Annotated in this window: 17 protein-coding genes; 10 read left to right on the forward strand and 7 right to left on the reverse strand. The window is 65.4% G+C overall.

Annotated features, from left to right (window positions below; genetic code table 11):
* Window positions 1–13: 13 nt before the first annotated feature.
* Window positions 14–1213, forward strand: coding sequence for a cytochrome P450 (locus ACFWPH_RS30700; RefSeq protein WP_378755698.1), 1200 nt, complete (start codon window positions 14–16; stop codon window positions 1211–1213).
* Window positions 1214–1306: 93 nt separating this feature from the next.
* Here the strand turns inward: ACFWPH_RS30700 and ACFWPH_RS30705 are convergent, their stop codons facing one another.
* Together ACFWPH_RS30705 and ACFWPH_RS30710 are read right to left on the reverse strand one after the other, a co-directional pair.
* The gene (locus tag ACFWPH_RS30705; protein ID WP_378755699.1) at window positions 1307–1684 is read right to left on the reverse strand and encodes a hypothetical protein; all 378 of its coding nucleotides are present in this window, start codon (window positions 1682–1684) and stop codon (window positions 1307–1309) included.
* Window positions 1681–2148, reverse strand: a complete 468-nt coding sequence (locus ACFWPH_RS30710; RefSeq protein WP_378755700.1) for a hypothetical protein — start codon at window positions 2146–2148, stop codon at window positions 1681–1683. Before ACFWPH_RS30710 ends, ACFWPH_RS30705 begins: the two co-directional genes overlap by 4 nt.
* Window positions 2149–2336: 188 nt before the next feature.
* On the opposite strand from ACFWPH_RS30710, the gene ACFWPH_RS30715 reads away from it, so the two are divergent.
* A complete protein-coding gene (locus ACFWPH_RS30715) occupies window positions 2337–2540 on the forward strand; it encodes a zinc-ribbon domain-containing protein (RefSeq protein ID WP_378755701.1) in 204 nt (67 codons plus the stop codon).
* An 85-nt stretch (window positions 2541–2625) separates the two neighbouring features.
* On the opposite strand, the gene ACFWPH_RS30720 is transcribed toward ACFWPH_RS30715, so the two are convergent.
* Window positions 2626–3204, reverse strand: a complete 579-nt coding sequence (locus ACFWPH_RS30720; protein WP_378755702.1) for a TetR/AcrR family transcriptional regulator — start codon at window positions 3202–3204, stop codon at window positions 2626–2628.
* Between the two features lie 90 nt (window positions 3205–3294).
* On the opposite strand from ACFWPH_RS30720, the gene ACFWPH_RS30725 reads away from it, so the two are divergent.
* Window positions 3295–4128, forward strand: coding sequence for a class I SAM-dependent methyltransferase (locus ACFWPH_RS30725; protein ID WP_378755703.1), 834 nt, complete (start codon window positions 3295–3297; stop codon window positions 4126–4128).
* Between the two features lie 120 nt (window positions 4129–4248).
* Here ACFWPH_RS30725 and ACFWPH_RS30730 read toward each other — a convergent pair whose 3' ends face one another.
* The 3 genes from ACFWPH_RS30730 to ACFWPH_RS30740 are packed head-to-tail and all read right to left on the reverse strand — an operon-like array spanning window position 4249 to window position 7165.
* Window positions 4249–5769 (reverse strand): MFS transporter, encoded by a 1521-nt coding sequence (locus ACFWPH_RS30730; RefSeq protein ID WP_378755704.1) that lies wholly within the window; start codon window positions 5767–5769, stop codon window positions 4249–4251.
* Window positions 5766–6137 carry an amidohydrolase family protein gene (locus tag ACFWPH_RS30735; protein WP_378755705.1) on the reverse strand — a complete coding sequence of 124 codons (372 nt, stop codon included), beginning with the start codon at window positions 6135–6137 and terminating at the stop codon, window positions 5766–5768. Before ACFWPH_RS30735 ends, ACFWPH_RS30730 begins: the two co-directional genes overlap by 4 nt.
* On the reverse strand, window positions 6134–7165 hold the full coding sequence (locus ACFWPH_RS30740; RefSeq protein ID WP_378755706.1) for an amidohydrolase family protein: 1032 nt from the start codon (window positions 7163–7165) through the stop codon (window positions 6134–6136). The genes ACFWPH_RS30735 and ACFWPH_RS30740 overlap by 4 nt, the downstream gene beginning before the upstream one ends.
* Before the next feature lie 133 nt (window positions 7166–7298).
* Here ACFWPH_RS30740 and ACFWPH_RS30745 point away from each other — a divergent pair, with 133 nt between their 5' ends.
* On the forward strand, window positions 7299–8216 hold the full coding sequence (locus ACFWPH_RS30745) for a TetR/AcrR family transcriptional regulator C-terminal domain-containing protein (protein WP_378755707.1): 918 nt from the start codon (window positions 7299–7301) through the stop codon (window positions 8214–8216).
* Window positions 8217–8299: 83 nt separating this feature from the next.
* On the opposite strand, the gene ACFWPH_RS30750 is transcribed toward ACFWPH_RS30745, so the two are convergent.
* Window positions 8300–9130, reverse strand: coding sequence for an SDR family oxidoreductase (locus tag ACFWPH_RS30750; protein ID WP_378755708.1), 831 nt, complete (start codon window positions 9128–9130; stop codon window positions 8300–8302).
* Between the two features lie 75 nt (window positions 9131–9205).
* On the opposite strand from ACFWPH_RS30750, the gene ACFWPH_RS30755 reads away from it, so the two are divergent.
* The 6 genes from ACFWPH_RS30755 (at window position 9206) to ACFWPH_RS30780 (ending at window position 16475) form a co-directional block, all read left to right on the forward strand.
* Window positions 9206–10783: a methylmalonyl-CoA mutase family protein gene (locus ACFWPH_RS30755; RefSeq protein ID WP_378755710.1), complete on the forward strand. Its 1578-nt coding sequence runs from the start codon at window positions 9206–9208 to the stop codon at window positions 10781–10783.
* Window positions 10783–11184, forward strand: a complete 402-nt coding sequence (locus ACFWPH_RS30760; RefSeq protein WP_378755711.1) for a cobalamin B12-binding domain-containing protein — start codon at window positions 10783–10785, stop codon at window positions 11182–11184. Before ACFWPH_RS30755 ends, ACFWPH_RS30760 begins: the two co-directional genes overlap by 1 nt.
* Before the next feature lie 90 nt (window positions 11185–11274).
* The gene (locus ACFWPH_RS30765) at window positions 11275–12231 is read left to right on the forward strand and encodes an LLM class F420-dependent oxidoreductase (RefSeq protein WP_378755712.1); all 957 of its coding nucleotides are present in this window, start codon (window positions 11275–11277) and stop codon (window positions 12229–12231) included.
* Between the two features lie 200 nt (window positions 12232–12431).
* Window positions 12432–13478 carry a CaiB/BaiF CoA transferase family protein gene (locus tag ACFWPH_RS30770; RefSeq protein ID WP_378755713.1) on the forward strand — a complete coding sequence of 349 codons (1047 nt, stop codon included), beginning with the start codon at window positions 12432–12434 and terminating at the stop codon, window positions 13476–13478.
* Window positions 13479–13663: 185 nt separating this feature from the next.
* Entirely contained in the window at window positions 13664–15523 is a 1860-nt protein-coding gene (locus ACFWPH_RS30775; RefSeq protein WP_378755714.1) for an SCO2524 family protein, read from the forward strand.
* Window positions 15524–15527: 4 nt separating this feature from the next.
* The gene (locus tag ACFWPH_RS30780) at window positions 15528–16475 is read left to right on the forward strand and encodes an SCO2523 family variant P-loop protein (protein ID WP_378755715.1); all 948 of its coding nucleotides are present in this window, start codon (window positions 15528–15530) and stop codon (window positions 16473–16475) included.
* Window positions 16476–16496 lie beyond the last annotated feature (21 nt).

A 16496-nucleotide genomic window follows, 5' to 3' on the forward strand; every position in this document is an offset into this window, starting at 1 on the left:
AGGAGACTCAGCTGTGACGACCACCGCGCCCACTGATGTCTACTACGACCCCTACGATGTCGAGCTCAATGCCGACCCGTATCCCATGTTCAAGCGGATACGCGAGGAAAAACCGCTGTATTACAACGAAACCCACGATTTCTACGCGCTGAGCCGGTTTGCCGACGTGAATGCCGCGCTGATCGACAAAGACATCTTCAGCTCGGCTCGTGGCGCGATCATCGAACTGATCAAGGCGAATATCGAAATCCCGCCGGGCGTGCTCATTTTCGAGGACCCGCCGATCCACACCATGCACCGCAAACTGCTGTCGCGGATGTTCACCCCGCGCAAGATCTCCGCACTCGAGGCGAAGATCCGCGAATTCTGCTGCCGGAGCCTGGACCCGCTGGTCGGCACCGGGAAGATCGATTTCATCGCCGATCTGGGCGCCCAGATGCCCATGCGCACCATCGGTATGCTGCTCGGCATTCCGGAAGAGGATCAGGAAGCGGTCCGCGATTTCGCCAACGAGCAGATGCGCACCGAAGAAGGCAAACCCATGAAGGCCTCCACGGAGGGGATGGTCAGCGGCGAGCTCTTCGAGAAGTATGTCGACTGGCGCACCGAACACCCCTCCGACGATATTATCTCCGAGCTGTTGAACGTCGAGTTCGAAGACGAAACCGGCACGCTGCGCCACCTTTCCCGGGACGAAATCCTCACCTACATCAACGTCGTCTCCGGCGCCGGGAACGAAACCACCACCCGCCTGATCGGCTGGGCCGGGAAAGTCCTGGCCGAACACCCCGGCCAGCGCCGGGAACTCGTCCAGAACCCGTCCCTGATCCCCGCCGCCGTCGAAGAACTACTCCGCTTCGAACCCCCGGCCCCGCATGTCGCCCGCTACGTCACCCGCGATATCGAATATCACGGGCAAACGGTCCCCGAAGGCAGCGCCATGATGCTGCTCATCGGCGCCGCCAACCGCGACCACCGCCACTTCACCCCCGACGGAGACGTTTTCGATATCCATCGTGAAAGCAAACCCCACCTGGCGTTCAGCGTCGGCACCCATTTCTGCATGGGCTCGGCGCTGGCCAGGTTGGAAGGCCGGGTCGCCCTGGAGGAAATCCTGAAACGCTTCCCCGAATGGGAGGTCGACCTGTCGCAGGCGAAACTCTCACCCACCTCGACAGTCCGCGGCTGGGAGAGCATGCCGGCCTCCTTCTGACCTGGTACCGAACCTGGGGTCGGAGTGGTCGATCACTCCGACCCCGCATCGGCGCCGCTCGTCGAGCAGTCCTGTGTCAATGCCGACAGTGGTTTACCGTATGCGGCGACCGCCGCCTTTACCGCGATCTGTTATCCCGGGGTGGCCTGTTTCAGCTTTGGTCACCCATAACGTCCGCCGCTGCTCGTCGATCGCATACCAGATCCGCGCCCCGCTGGTGACTTCATACTGCCACTGCTCCAGTTCGGTGCCCTCGATTTTTACTTCGCTCAGGGTCGCCTTCAGCCGGTGCTGACGGCCTGGATTCTGCACGCTCCGTGGTTCGGAAGTTATTGCGACCCATGCGCGATCCAACGCGTCGACCGCCTGTCGTTCCAGTTCGGACCAGCCACGCGCGGCCTCCGTATTGTGCAGTAACACCCGCCACGGTTTGGGTCGATGAACTTCGTCGCCTCGCTTGTGACGGATCATTTGTGTCTGCCCGGTCGCTCGACCTCCACGAAATCAGCAGCATCGAACGGACCGCTCAGCTGTGCTACCAGCGCCGGGTCTGTGTAGATCTCCGCCGTGTGCTTCCACGCGATCAGGTCCCTGAGGAACGGAAGGTAATGTCCCGTATCCGCTCCGGCGAGCAGGTCGTCGAGGAGCTCTCCGATAGCTTCGGGACGGTGTTCGGCCGGTAGCCAGCGTAGCCAGGGTAGTTCTTCGGCCAGCACATCCTCGGCCAGTTGGCGGTTCGCTTTCGCGACCAGGCCGAGCGACCGGGCGGCAAGTTGCAGCGCACCGTCCATGGCGCGATACCGCTCATCGCGCATCAGGACCACGTTCTCGGCGTCTCTGCGCTCCAAGAGCACATCGGCGTCTGCGAGTAGTGGGAAGACCGACGTTTGCTTCCGTACCAACTCGCTGAACGGCAGGCTCTTCATTGCGCTCATCGTCCCAGCCTACACGGTGCTGAAGTAGTTCAGTACTATCCGAAGGTCGGTCAGGGGGTCGCTCGTCGCCGATCGGCCGCGTTCGGCCGGAATCGGCGGGACTTCCAATCGGACCGGCTCGGCGGCTCGCGCGCGATCGTCGGCGCTCACGGCCGGTAGGTCTGCGGTTTGCCCTTTACGCTGGGCTGATGTTCTTCATCTTCGGTTTCGGGACCAAGCGGCAGAACCTGGGCTTCGGGCAGACACGGACCTGTCCGCGTTGCCACAACACGACTCAGTGGCAGCGCGTGCGGGAGTTCAAGCAGTTCACGTTGTTCTTCGTACCGGTCGCCCGGTGGAAGCGCCGTCAGTTGGAGGTCTGTGGTATCTGCGGCGCCGCGATCGAAGCCTGACAAAAGCACCGGCCGCGTTCGTCGTTGCGCTGCCCGGTGCGTGCGCGAGGGCGATACCGCTGCCGTGCCGGCAACTCTCACCGGATCAGAGCGCCGCGACCTGCTGCTCCAGTACGGCCCGAATAGTGGCAGGCTCGACCGAGCCGTGTGGGGTGACGGCGTCCAGCGAGAGGCCGGAGATGAGTGCGGCCAGGTGTACGGCGTGGTGTTCGGGGGCGGGGGTGCCGGTGGCGGCCAGGGTGTCGACGAGGACCTGGCGTAGGTCCGCCGCCATCTGCCGGACGACGGGTTCGAACGCGAGGTTGATACGTGCGGCGGCGATGACCTCCATGAGGATGACCGCTTCGCGGTGCCGTTCGTCGTCCAGAGGGACCAATTCTTCGAGCAGTCGCAGCAGGTGGCGTTTCGCCGCAGCGCGGTCGCCGGGCGGCGTGGTGGTGTGGCGGCTGAGGCGCCGGCCCATCCGGTCGCCGACTTCGGTGGCCACTGCCACGACCAGGGCTTCGTGGTCGGCGAAGTAGTGGCGCACCGAGCCGATATTCAACCGGGCTTCGGCGGCGACTTTGCGGAAAGTCGCGGCGGAGGGGCCGCCGGTCACGATGAGGTTCAGGGCGGCATCGACGATATGGCGGCGTCGAGCATCGGCATCGATCCGGATAGGCACGGGCACAGTCTAGAAAACCGCTTTCGGGTTACATCACGCATGTGATACAAAATCGGCGGTACGACATCCGACCACCGAGGAGAGCCGATCATGGACGAGGCCGAAGCCGTAGCCGCCAACCGTGCGAACTGGGACGAACGGGCCGATGTGCACCGGCGGTCCGAGATGTACGACGTCGATGCCTTCCTGGCCGACCCCGAGGACGTCTCCGTGGTGGTGCGCAACGACCTCTCGGTGCTGACCCCGCACCTGCCGGAAACCGGTATCCAGCGCAGATCCCTGCTCCACCTGCAATGCCACATAGGCACCGACACGGTGTCCTGGGCCCGCCTCGGCGCGGTCGATGTCCACGGTCTCGACTTCTCACCCAATTCGCTGCACCATGCCGACCGCATCGCCCGGGCCGACGGCCGCGAGATCACCTGGGTCGAAGGCGATGCGCGGTACGCATCCGCGCTGATCGAGCGGCAGTTCGATCTCGTCGTCACCAGCGCCGGCACCATCATCTGGCTGCCCGACCTTGTCGGCTGGGCCCGCTCGATCCACGACCTCCTCGCCCCCGGTGCGGTGTTCATGATCCGCGACGACCATCCGATCCTCGGAGCGATGGACTTCGAGCCCTGGCAGATCACCGACGACTATTTCGGCGGAACCGGCCGCCGGACCTATACCGATTCGGGTAGCTACACAGACAACTCGGCCGGGCAGATAACCCAGGCCACGGTCCACGAATGGCGGCACGACCTCGGCGAGATCATCGGTTCGCTGCTGACCGCCGGCCTGCGGATCGAAGCGGTCCACGAGCTGCCGTACATGGATTGGCGCGCCTTCCCCGATCTCGTCCCTTGCTCGCAGGGCTGGACCCTTCCGCCCGGCGCGCCCCGGATTCCGCTGAACTTCGCGGTAGTGGCCCGGCGAGTGTGACGGTGGCCGGTCAATTGAGTTCTCGACGCCCGCTCCGCAGTGAGAACGATCAAAGCGCCACCATCGGGACTCGGCCAGGCGTGGCGAAACACTGACTTCTGGACCGATCAGCGTCCTTGCCTACTCATGTGCCTCGAATATCTGCTGGTTGGGCACGTTGCGCAGACATAAGCCGATGGCCAGGGCTGCGGTCGCCAGGACAGCGGCGCCGAGGCGGGCGGCAACGATGAACCCATCGGTGTACGCGGCGAACGCCTGCTGGAGGAATTGCGCCGAAACCGCGTCCGGCAGGCTCCGGGCGACGGCAACAGCCGCTCCGATGGATTCGGCCGTGTTCTCTGCCGATGTGGGGTAGGCGTGCATCGCGGCGCCGTAGATCGTTGCGGTGACAGCGCCGAGAACGGCAATACCGAGTGCGCCTCCGAATTCGCTGCTCGTCTCCGCGAGCGCGGATGCGGCACCTGCCTTCTCCGGCGGCGCCGTGGCCAGCACGAGGGTGGTCGCCAGGGTGGCGGTCAGGCCGACTCCGAGCGTCAGCGCGCTGTAGCCGGCGACCAGTGTGCCGATATGTGAGCTCGGAGTGACGAAGCTGATGCCGGCAAATCCGGCGGCTGCGATCAGGAGCCCGAGGGCGACCAGGATCCCTTGAGGGGTGGTTCGCGCAAGCATGGAGGCACAAGCCGCACCGAGGAAACTTCCGGCGACTGTAGGCAGCATCCACAATGCGGCCGTCAGTGGCGTGTAGCCGAGAACGGTCTGGGTGTAGCTCGCCGTCAGCAAACCCGTCCCGGCAGCGGCGAAGACAACGACAGCGTTCGACAGGATCGAACCAGCGAACGCGGGCCGGCGAAGCAGGCGTAGATCGATCATGGGGCTGTCGGCAGTCAGCTGACGTGCTACGAAGAGCGCGAAGAAGGCCGCACCGACCATGATCGGTACAAGGGCAATCCAGTCGACGCCGCCCTCGGCCATCTTCTTGATGCCATAGACGATCGGCAGGATCCACGACGGCGTCAGTGCCGCGCCGAGGAGATCGAATCGGCCGGGCTCCGGGTCGCGGGACTCGCGAATCAGCAGCGGTGCGACGATCAACAGCAACACCATGACCGGGACGTTGACGAGGAAGACCGAACCCCACCAGAAATGCTCCAGTAGAAGACCGCCGATGATCGGGCCGATCGAAACACCGCCGATGAATGCGCTGGTCCAGACCCCGATGGCGAGGCGTCGTTGAGTCTCGTCGAGGAATATTCCGCGGATGAGCGATAAGGTGGACGGCGCAAGAGTCGCGCCGCCCAAGCCGAGAAGAGCACGCGCGGCGATGAGCATCTCCGCGCTGGAGGCGAACGCGGCCAGGACCGAGGCGGCGCCGAACGCCGACGCGCCGATGATCAGCAGTCTCCGTCGCCCGATCCGGTCGCCGAGGTTGCCCATGGTGGTCAACAGGCCGGCCATCATGAAGCCGTAGATATCCATGATCCAAAGCAGCTGGCCGGCAGTGGGGTTCAGGTCCGCGCTGATCGACGGTGACGCCATGAACAGTACGGAGAGATCCATCGAGGCCAGCAGCGCGGGGAGCGCCAGCACTGCCAGTCCGGCCCAGTCACGAGGGGATGCGTCGATGCGGGCCGGGCTGTTCACCGGTCGCCGCCCGCAATCTCCTGCACGGTCGCCAGCAGGCGCTTCCGCTCGTCGGGGCCGAGGTAGTATCCGTCGACGACAACGGCATGGATTCGCTGCGTATTTCGGATATCGGCCAATGGATCGGCATCCAGAATCACCAGGTCGGCCACACGGCACTCCTCGACCGTGCCGGCCCAATCCTCGCGACCCAGGAACCTGGCAGGTTCCAGGGTCGCGCATTGCAGGGCCCGCAGCGGGGTCAAGCCGGAGGCGACGAGTTGCTGGAGTTCGAAGTGTAGACTGAAACCGGGAAACAAGCCGGGGCCGACCGAATCCGTGCCGGCGAGCAACCGGACCCCCGCCTCGGCCATGGCACCCACGGTCACACGGCGCCAGTCGAGCAGATCGCTGTAATACGCGGCTTCCTCGGCGACCGGCCGCCGCCGCAGTAGATATGTGTTCTGAGGAAGTCCCAGGACTCCGGAGTGTGCGGGACCAGGTAGTCCATCCGTTCGTCGCCGAGCCGGAACGACTCGGGCCGATCGACGACCGCGTGGACCGCAAGGGTCGGCGTGCACGCGACATCGGCCGCTATGAGCCGTTCGAACACCGAACCCGCCGCAGCGTGGTCGTACGAGGCGATACCGTCCGACTCGATCTGGCCGACCTGGCGTAACCAGCTGCCGAGGTGGAACTCCGGAGACGTCTCGATCCCGGCCAGCGCGGCTTCGAGCCGCTCGACGTCCGATGATGTCGCAGCCCAGATGCCGAACATGTGCTCGAATGATCGCTGACCTGATTCGATTTGCTCCAAGAACGGCACATTGTCCGATCGATGGCCGGCTACGGGGATATCCCGGCGGTGTGCCTCGGCAAGAATTGCCCAGTATGCGTCGGGCGCGAGCCGGGAGTAGACCTTGATGAAATCCGCGCCGGAGTCGATCGCCTCGGATACGGCCCGTCGTGCCTGTCCGGGGGAGCTGATGGTCACGATCGGCGTATCGGGGACATCGGACCACAAGCCGGGGTTGCCGTCGAGGAGGGGGCTGGCGATGGTCATCCGTGGTCCGAGTATCTCGCCGGACTCGATCTTCTGGCGGATCCGGTGAAGCACCGGCCGGCCCCACATCTCCCGTACGGCGGTTACGCCATTGGCGACGTACAAGCCGGCGAAGTGCCTCGGGTCATCGGTCTCCGATTCACTGTGCACGTGCATATCGGTGAGACCCGGGATGAGGTACTTGCCTCGTAGATCATGCACGTGAGCTCCGGCCGGAATCGGAACCTGCGCCGACGGCCCCACCGTCGTGATCATGCGGTCGATCGCGATCACGGTCTGGTCGGGCCGTGGCGCAGCACCGGTAGCGTCGATCACTGTAGCGCCGACGTATGCAACGATCTCGGTATGTGTCATGAGTACAGCGTATTTACGCACTAGTCACACGAAAGTCCATGCAGTGCACTTCCTTTTACTGTTGGTCATCAGCGCGTCGAAAGGAAAGTCAGCGCCCATTCCGCCGGCCCGGTGCACTAGTACACTTTTCGATGTGTCCGAATCGAATGACCTCCCATCGCAGCGAATTGCGGCAGCGTTGCGGCAGAAGATCGTCAGCGGAAAGCTCGGGCCGGGTGATCGGATTCCGTCCACCCGCCAGCTCGTACGTGACTGGGGAGTGGCCATGGCGACGGCGAGCCGCGCCTTGGCGATCCTTCGGGACGAGGGGTTGGTAACCACCCGGACCGGTTCCGGCACCGTGGTCCGTGGTGGCCACGGGACAAGTCGCCCGGCCCTCACTCGGAATCGAGTCCTCGGCGTGGCTGTTCAGATGGCCGATCATGAAGGCCTGGAAGCGGTGTCGATTCGCAAACTCGCCGGCGTGTTGAAAGTGTCCCCCATGTCGTTGTACCGGCACGTTGCAGGGCGCGACGAGCTGGAGACTTTGATGGTCCGCACCGTTTTCAAGTCGAGTCCGCTACCCGACCCCATGCCTGCCGGATGGCGCGAGCGACTCGAATCAGTCTATCGACGGCAATGGCGGCTGTATCGGGCTCATCCCTGGCTCGCGGAGCTGACCTTGGTGACCCGTCCACCGCTGGCCCCGGAGGCCATGCTGCATACCGAATGGGCCCTCGAAGCCCTCGCCGAACTACGGCTCGACGCGCCGACACGAGTCCGCACCGCATTGGCCCTGGCGGCGCTGGTTCACGGCCTGGCTCTGGGGGTGCTGCACGAAGTCCGCGCCGAACAACAGAGCCGCCTGCGCAACGAAGAGTGGTGGGCGACAATCGACGCCGAAGCATCCGAATTGCTCCATGGCGCCGACTTCCGCCGGCTTGCCGAACTGAACATGCTGCCCACTGAAACATTCGGCCTCAGAGGGGTGGACGAAACATTCGAACTCGCCCTCGGGCACTATCTGGACGGGCTCGAGGCCCGGCAACAGTATCGCCGGCAGCGTCCCTGATTTCGGGGGGTGCCGAAACCCGCGGCGGGTACGTGCTGGTAGGAAACCGGATCGCCCACCACGGTGCTCTGGTGCCGACTGCTTCAGTCGAGGAACATATCGGGAATCGGATTCGCGCCGCCGCCGTATTCCGACAGGTCGGTGCGGCCCGACTCGAGAAGCGCCGCGGCATCGATGTAGGTGTTGCCGGTGTTGAACTTGGCTTCGCGGGAGAGGATTTCGGCGGCCGCATCGCCCATGATCTGCGGGCTGCGCGAGGATTCCAGCAGGTTCGTGCCGTCGGGCAGGTTCGCGACCGCGGAGGTCGCGATATAGGTCTGCGGCCACAGGCAGTTCGCGGCGATTCCGGCCTCGGCGTATTCCGCGGCCCAGCCGAGCGTCAGCAGCGTCATCCCGTATTTCGAGAGTGTGTAGGAGGGATGGGCGCCCAGCCAGCGCGGGCTGGTGTTCAGCGGCGGCGCGACGGTGAGGATATGGGGGTTCGGGGCCTGGCGCAGATGCGGTAGGCAGGCCCGGGTCAGTAGGAAGGTGCCGCGCAGGTTGATCTGCTGCATCAGGTCGAACTTCTTCGCCGAGAGGTTCTCGGTGGGGTCTGTGGCGATGGCGCTGGCGTTGTTCACGCAGTAATCGATGCGGCCGAAGCGTTCGAGTGCGGTCTCCACGACCCGCGCCACATCGGCTTCCTCCCGCACATCGCCCACGACGGCGGCCGCCTTACCGCCGGCCGCCTCGATATCGGCGACCGCGGTGTGCACGGTGCCGGGCAGCTTCGGATGGGGTTGTGCGGTCTTGGCCAGGAGCACCACATTCGCGCCCCGGCGTGCCGCGGACAGGGCGATGGCCAGTCCGATACCGCGGCTGGCGCCGGAGACCACCAGGGTCCGGTCGGTGAGGTTCTGCTGCTCGGTCGACATATCTCTCCTGGTCGATTACGCGTTCCCGCGAAGCGGTATTGGCATTCTCATTTTCTGCAAGTATCGTATTCAACGATGAACGATGCAGTCCATACCTCCTCGGGTATCCCGCTCGAACCGGTCTACGGGCCGACCGACCGGCATACCGAACCGCCCGCGCCCGGCGCGTTTCCGTTCACCCGGGGCAACTACGCCACCGGTTACCGGGGACGGCTGTGGACCTTCCGGCAGTACTCGGGATTCGGCACGGCCGAAGAGTCCAACCGGCGCTATCGCTATCTACTCGACCAGGGCGGCACCGGTTTGTCGGTCGCCCTGGATCTGCCCACCCAATGCGGTTACGACTCCGACGATCCCGAAGTGGGGGAGGAGGTCGGGCGGGTCGGTGTCGCGGTCGATACGCTCGCCGACGCCGAAATCCTGTTCGACGGCATCCCGCTGGACAAGATCAGCACCAGTTTCACCATCAACGGCACGGCCGCGATCCTGCTTGCCTTCTATGTGGCGGCGGCGGAAAAGAAGGGGGTGCCGCGCGAGAAGCTCACCGGCACCATCCAGAACGATATCCTCAAGGAATACGCCTCCCGCGGTACCTGGATCTGGCCGCCGCAGCCCTCGCTGCGGTTGATCGCCGACACCATCGAGTTCTGCGCCGCGGAGGTGCCGCGGTTCAACGCGATCTCGGTGGCGGGCGCGCATTTCCGCGATGCCGGCGCCACCGCCGTCCAGGAGATGGCCTTCACTCTCGCCGACGGTGTCACCTATTGCGATACCGTCGTCGAACGCGGCCGGATGAGTATCGAAAAGTTCGCCCCGCAGATCTCGTTCTTCTTCTACACGCACGGCGATTTCTTCGAAGAGGTCGCGAAGTATCGGGCGGGTCGCCGCCGCTGGGCGACCATCGTCCGCGAACGCTACGGCGCGACAACGGATAAAGCGTCGATGTTCCGGTTCGGCTGTGTGGCCGGCGGTGCCTCGCTCTACGCCCCGCAGGCCCAGAACAACCTCGTCCGCATCGCCTACGAGGCAATGGCCGCAGTGCTCGGTGGCGTGCAGTCGATGTTCACCGCGGCCTGGGACGAACCGTTCGCGCTCCCCAGCGAGGAATCGGCGACCATGGCGCTGCGTACCCAGCAGATCCTGGCCTACGAAACCGGTGTCACGCGGGTGGCCGATCCGCTGGGCGGCTCCTATTTCGTCGAGGCCCTCACGGACAAGACCGAAGAGGCCATCAAGGAGATCATGACCGACCTGGACAACCGGGGCGGAATGGTCCGCGCGATCGAAGACGGGTATCTGCAGGGCCTGATCGCCGACGAAGCGTACAAGCTGCACCAGGAGATCGAATCCGGTGCGAAACCTGTGGTGGGCGTGAACAAGTTCGTCTCCGACGAACCGGCACCGGAGATCTCCACCTACGAACTGGACGCCGAGGGCCGGGAAACCCAGTTGAAACGGCTGGCCAAAGTGAAGGCCGAACGGGATTCCGCCGCTGTGCGCGACACCCTGGCCGCGCTGTCGCGGGCCGCGGAAGGAGACGACAACCTCATGCATCGTCTGATCGACTGTGCCAACGCGTATTGCACGGTGGGCGAGATGACCGCCGCCCTCAAACAGGTGTGGGGCGAATTCCAGCAACCGGTGGTGTTCTGATGGCCGCGCGTGTATTGGTCGCGAAACCCGGTCTGGACGGCCACGACCGGGGTGCGAAGATCGTCGCCCGCACCCTGCGCGACGCCGGATTCGAGGTGGTCTACACCGGGATCCGGCAGCGGATCGAGGACATCGTCTCGATCGCGGTGCAGGAAGACGTGGCCGTGGTGGGTTTGAGCATCCTGTCCGGTGCCCATGTGGCCCTGACGAAACGAGTGGTCGATGCCCTGCGCGCCGCCGACGCCGGAGATATCGCGGTGGTCGTCGGCGGCACCATCCCGCAGGGCGATATCGAGAAGTTGCAGGAGGCGGGTGCCGCCGCCGTGTTCCCGACCGGCACCCCGCTCGATGTCCTGGTCACCGCAATGCGGGAGCTCACCGGGGCCACGGCCCCGTCCTGATCTCCTGGACGCCCGGCGTCCGGGTTCGGAGCCGCCGCCGTGACGGTAGGCGGCGGCTCCCCTTGATTCGATTGTGAGAGTGGAGGAACCGTGCGTATCGGTGTGATGATCGGTCCCGAGCGCGGCGATACCGCGCGTAAGGCCGCCCGGATGGTCGACGACATCAAATGGGCCGAATCGGCCGGTATGGATACCGCGTGGATTCCGCAGATCCCCACGGATTTCGACGCGCTGGTGACGGTCGCACTGCTCGGTGCCGCAACCGAGCGGATAGAACTCGGTACCGCGGTGGTGCCGTTACAGGCGCAGCACCCGATTGCCCTCGCCCGGCAGGCGTTGTCCGCACATGCCGTGGCCGGCGGCCGGCTCGCGCTGGGTGTGGGGCCTTCGCACCACTGGATCGTGCAGGACATGCTCGGTCTGCCCTATGAGAAGCCGGCCGCGTACTCGCGTGACTATCTCGAGGTGCTGAATCCTGCGTTGAACGGCCCCGGAACGGTGGACGTCTCGAACGGCAGCTTCACTGTGCACAACCAGCTGGACCTCGGACCGGTGGCCCCGCTGCCGGTGATGATCGCGGCGCTCGGTCCGGTGATGCTGCGGATCGCGGGCGAGCACACCGACGGCACGATTCTGTGGATGGCCGATGAACGTGCCATCGCCGACCATGTGGTTCCCCGGATCACCAAGGCCGCCGCCGATGCCGGTCGTGTCGCCCCGCGGATCGTGGCCGGCCTGCCCATCTGCCTGTGCGCTTCCGGTGAGATCGATACCGCCCGCGACCGCGCCAACCGCATACTCGGCGAAGCCGAGGTTTCCCCGAACTATCAGCGACTCCTGGAAAAAGGCGAAGCCAAGGATATCGGCGATATCTGCATCGCCGGTGACGAGGAAGCCATCGCGGATGGGCTGCGCCGCTATGCGGAAGCCGGTGCCACCGACCTGTCCGTGCGCCTGCTGCCCATCGGCGACAACCGCGACGAACTGGTCGCCTCCAAACGCCGGACCCGCGAAATGATCGCGCAGATCGCGAAAGACCTGCGATGAAGCGATCAGTCCGCCCTCGCCACGGTTTCCGGGATACGCGCGAACCCATGCCCGCGGAGCTGCGGTGATGCGAGATACCCGCCAACGCTTCGGCCTGCGCCGACGGCATGAACCCGCGCCGAAGGAGCCTCGGTGATGCAATACCTCCGCTTTCGCCAAGGCCCGCGCGGGCCGTATCAACTCGCGCCCGAGGAGTTCAGATGAATACGGGGCCCTTGAGCGGTATCCGGGTGCTCGAGGTGGGCACCATGCTGGCCGGCCCCTACGCCACCATGATGCTGGCCGATCTCGGGGCCGAGGTCACCAAACTCGAACCGGCCGGCGGTGATATCTCCCGCAAGGTCGGCGATTCCTACTTCGCCAGTCTCAATCGCGGCAAGCGCAGTATCTGTCTGGACCTGGCCTCGGCTGCCGGACAGCGCCGGCTGGGGGAGCTGGCCGCCGAATCCCACGCGCTCCTGGTGAATCTGAAGCCCTCGGCCATCCGCAAACTGGGCCTGACCTACGAGGCGCTGCGGCACCACAACGAACGCATCGTCTGCGTCGCCCTCACCGGTTTCGGGCTGGACAACGGTGACGATCCCGCGTTCGACTACGTGGTTCAGGCCGCCACCGGCATCGCCGCCCTCACCGGCGACCCGGCCGGCCCGCCCACCCTGCCCGGCTACTCATCCGCCGACAACTCCACCGGCCTCACCGCCGCTCTCGGCCTGCTCGCCCAGATCGTCTCCGGTAACGGCGGCCAGATCGATGTATCCCTGCGTGATGTGATGCTCTCCCAGCTGAACTACCACGCCGCCGCCTACCTCGACAACGGTATCGAGCCCCAGCGGCGCCCACACGGCGCGCACTCTTACTACGTTCCCGCCCAGTTGTTTCCGACCTCGTCCGGATACCTTGCCCTGTTCATCACCCACGACAGCTTCTGGCGATCGTTCTCGAAGGAGGCCGCGATCACCGGCTACGACACCATGGCCGAGCGGACGGCCCACCGCGACGATGTGCTGCAATCGGTGACCACCGCCCTGCGCACCGACACCGCCCTCTCCTGGGAGGCCCGCCTGCGTCCGCTCGGCGTTCCCGCCGCCGCGGTGCGCACCCTGCCGCAGGCACTCGACGACACCCCGGAAATGGTGGTCCGGGCGGGCGGGCACCGGCTGGTCGCCTCGCCCATCCGGGTGGCCGGTTGGACCCCGGACTACCGTCCGCCGCCGCGGCTCGGGGAACACGGCCGCATCGGCGAATAGGACGGCCGCGGCCGCGGCGAGGTCGAGCTCGGGAAGTCCGGCGTGGAAAGCCGGACCGTCCGCTGATGCCAAGCAATACGATGGAATTCGGCGCATGCTATCTTTTGCCCACAATCGCCGGCCGGGTCGGTATCACGCGACTGGAGCCCGGTGGACCGCTACGAGGGGTGTGAGGACGCCGGCGGATGAGAATTCAACCGAGAGAACAGATTCTGGGTATCTGGAAGGCGATGATCGACGCCTGCTGGGACGGCGAGCAGTGGCAGTGGGGCGGGATTCGCTCCGTCAACTCGATCAGCGATTCCGAGCAGTTGCTCTGCCTGCTGTACCCCGCGACCGAAATCGACGTGTTCGCCCTGCACGACCCGGACCGCATCGAGAAGGATGTGCAGGCCGTCTTCGAACCCATCGGCGGCACAACCCGTATCGGTGCCTTCGTGGTGTCGCTGTTGGCGTCCTATATCGAGAACAATTCCGCGGCGGACGGTCAGCCGATCTTCGCCGGGGGCAGCTATCTGCGCTCGAGCGAGGGCCGTCCGGCGACCGATGTGCAGCAGCGGCTCGATATCGTCGACTCCTATTCGATGTCGCTGACCCTGTGTATGGCCGGACTGCGGTTCCTTCGTGATTACCGGGCGCGTGTCCGGCCCGGAGCTTCCACCGCGCAGATCGAAGAGTTGTCGGCCCGTCTCAGCGACAGGCTCACCGCCGCCATGACCGGTCTGGTCCGTAGCTTCGTCGTCAACACCTTCCGCCCGGCCTCGTCCGAGGGGCAGGCGATCCTGCGCATGCTGAACCAGTCCGGAAATACCGAGCGCACAGTGCTCGCCGGTATCCGGACCGGCCTCGCCCGGGTCCGGGCCCGCCTGCGCAGCGATATCGCGCTCGGGCAGGAAAAGGCGGTGGAGGAACTCGAAGACGACTCCCTGCTCTTCGAGTGCGGCTGGACGTGGGGAATCGCGAAAGACGCCTCACCCGTCGATTTCGTGCCCACACCGATCGCGGACACCCCTGGCGTGGCCCAGTCGCGGCCCTATCTGTATTTCACCGTTGTCGCACTCGACGGCATCAACGACCTGGTCTCCCCGCGCGCCGGTGAACTGGGCCTGCTCGACGAAACCCAGCACCGGCTGGCCCAAGCGCTGCGCACCCGCTGGGAGCTGACCCAGCGTTACTGGTCGAATGTGGCCCGGTTCGGTGAAGGTCGCTGGCCGCTCGAGGACATCCCGTGGGAGACCTCCGACGGCGAACAGTCCGACTACTACAGTCTCATCGTTTCCGCCGTGCTGATCCAGGACCTCGTCGCCCGGACCGCCTCCGATGACGATTTGACCAGGGCCGTAGCAATTTTCGACGAGCTGGCGGGCCGGGGCCGGATCATCCGGCGGCCGATGCGCGGCGATCCGGCGGTGCAATTGCACCAGCCCGGTGTCCTGCTCGCTCTGCGTGGTACCGAGGAAGTGGACAGCGGCCCGCAGCTGCAATGGCAGGTATCGGATTTCGCGGCGGTACTGCTCAAGCGGATGATGCAGGCGGCCCGTCTGTCCAACAACGTCGCCGCGCGCGATAAGCTCATGGAGCTGTCGAAGGCGACCATGGACCATCTCAACGCGCGCATGCTGCGCGAAGGCGCGATCGGCCTGTGGGACGATCCCGGCGGGGCGTTCGCCGACCATCCGGGCAGCGATGATCAGAGCAGTGGCGAGACGCGGCCCTCGTGGTACATGACCGAGCGCATGATCGAGTGTTTCGTCGTCGCGGACCGCACCTACCGCGAGCCACCACCGAACTGGCCCGATCTGCAGTCGATGGCGCGGATCATGCTCAATACCGCCGAACACCGTTTCGACCAGGAGATGCTCGGAGTCCGGATCGACGACTACTCCGACAACCGGGAGGCGCTGTACGGCGTCGAACGCCATATCGACGAGGCCCGGCGGCTGATCCGGGAGGACGCGGCGACCGCCTTCGTCCACACGCTCGACGCGCTGCGCGAACTCGACGAGCTCGCCGCGGGACGCCGCGACGCCACGAGGAACATGTGATCCCATGATCGTCTTCGCGACCTCCGACAAAGGGGGCACCGGGCGCTCGGTGACGAGCTGCAATCTCGGTTACCGGCTGTCGTCCAGGGGCAAGAGGGTTGCCTATCTCGACTTCGATTTCGGTTCCCCCACCGCGGGTGCCCTGTTCGAACTCGGTGGCTACGAGCGCGGGGTCGCGCCCGACGTCGATCGCGACGGCGCCGAACAGGGCGTCGGCTTGCACGCGTACCTGCTGGGAACAGGAGGCGCGCCTGCCCGTGTCAATGTTCGCGACCGGACCGATCGCGAAGATGTCCGTCGCAGAAGCGGCCGCGGCGGGCAGCTGGTGCTGTTTCCCGGCGATCAGGGCGGGGGAGAGTTCGACCGGCGCTGGGACCCGGAGGTGGTCGAACGATGCGTCCGCCTGCTGCATACGGCGGACAAGGAGTTCGATCTGACGATCGTCGACCTCAGCGCGGGGCGTTCCATCGCCCTCGATATCGTGGTGCACGCGACCGCGCAGGGTGTGCTGGCCGCGCGGACGGCGCGGTGGCTGGTATTCCATCGTTGGACGCGCCAGCACATCTATGCCGCGAGCGGTCTCGTCTACGGCCCCCACGGGATCCTCGAATGCGGCGAACGTGCTGGGCACGACCGCGACGAACTGCTGAGCAATATCCGTTTCGTGCGGACCGCGGTGCCCCAGGTCGACCGGATTCGCGGGGGAGCGGCCCCGCAGGCCGCGTGGTTGCATCGGCAGGATCGAATCCTGAACGAACTCGCCGGTGAGTTGCAGATCGGTGCGAGTTCCCTGCTGGGTACGATTCCGGTCGAGCCGATGCTGCAGTGGCGAGAGCAATTGATCCTCGACGTCGACGTGCAGAAACAGATCGCGAACCGTTCGACCGTCGAGGCTTTCGACCACCTCGGTGATCGGTTGCTCGATCCGCGCACATGGGTTCCACTGAACTAGACAGCCGTCCCGAATCATTCG

The organism is Nocardia sp. NPDC058499 (genome assembly GCF_042719915.1).
Classification (GTDB): Bacteria; Actinomycetota; Actinomycetes; order Mycobacteriales; family Mycobacteriaceae; genus Nocardia.

Excerpts from the sequence above, each read along its gene's own strand:
- ACFWPH_RS30705 (WP_378755699.1), bottom strand. The coding sequence starts at position 1,684 with ATGATCCGTCACAAGCGAGGCGACGAAGTTCATCGACCCAAACCGTGG.
- ACFWPH_RS30710 (WP_378755700.1), bottom strand. The coding sequence starts at position 2,148 with ATGAGCGCAATGAAGAGCCTGCCGTTCAGCGAGTTGGTACGGAAGCAA.
- ACFWPH_RS30715 (WP_378755701.1), top strand. The coding sequence starts at position 2,337 with ATGTTCTTCATCTTCGGTTTCGGGACCAAGCGGCAGAACCTGGGCTTC.
- ACFWPH_RS30725 (WP_378755703.1), top strand. The coding sequence starts at position 3,295 with ATGGACGAGGCCGAAGCCGTAGCCGCCAACCGTGCGAACTGGGACGAA.
- ACFWPH_RS30740 (WP_378755706.1), bottom strand. The coding sequence starts at position 7,165 with ATGACACATACCGAGATCGTTGCATACGTCGGCGCTACAGTGATCGAC.
- ACFWPH_RS30750 (WP_378755708.1), bottom strand. The coding sequence starts at position 9,130 with ATGTCGACCGAGCAGCAGAACCTCACCGACCGGACCCTGGTGGTCTCC.
- ACFWPH_RS30755 (WP_378755710.1), top strand. The coding sequence starts at position 9,206 with ATGAACGATGCAGTCCATACCTCCTCGGGTATCCCGCTCGAACCGGTC.
- ACFWPH_RS30760 (WP_378755711.1), top strand. The coding sequence starts at position 10,783 with ATGGCCGCGCGTGTATTGGTCGCGAAACCCGGTCTGGACGGCCACGAC.
- ACFWPH_RS30770 (WP_378755713.1), top strand. The coding sequence starts at position 12,432 with ATGAATACGGGGCCCTTGAGCGGTATCCGGGTGCTCGAGGTGGGCACC.
- ACFWPH_RS30775 (WP_378755714.1), top strand. The coding sequence starts at position 13,664 with ATGAGAATTCAACCGAGAGAACAGATTCTGGGTATCTGGAAGGCGATG.
- ACFWPH_RS30780 (WP_378755715.1), top strand. The coding sequence starts at position 15,528 with ATGATCGTCTTCGCGACCTCCGACAAAGGGGGCACCGGGCGCTCGGTG.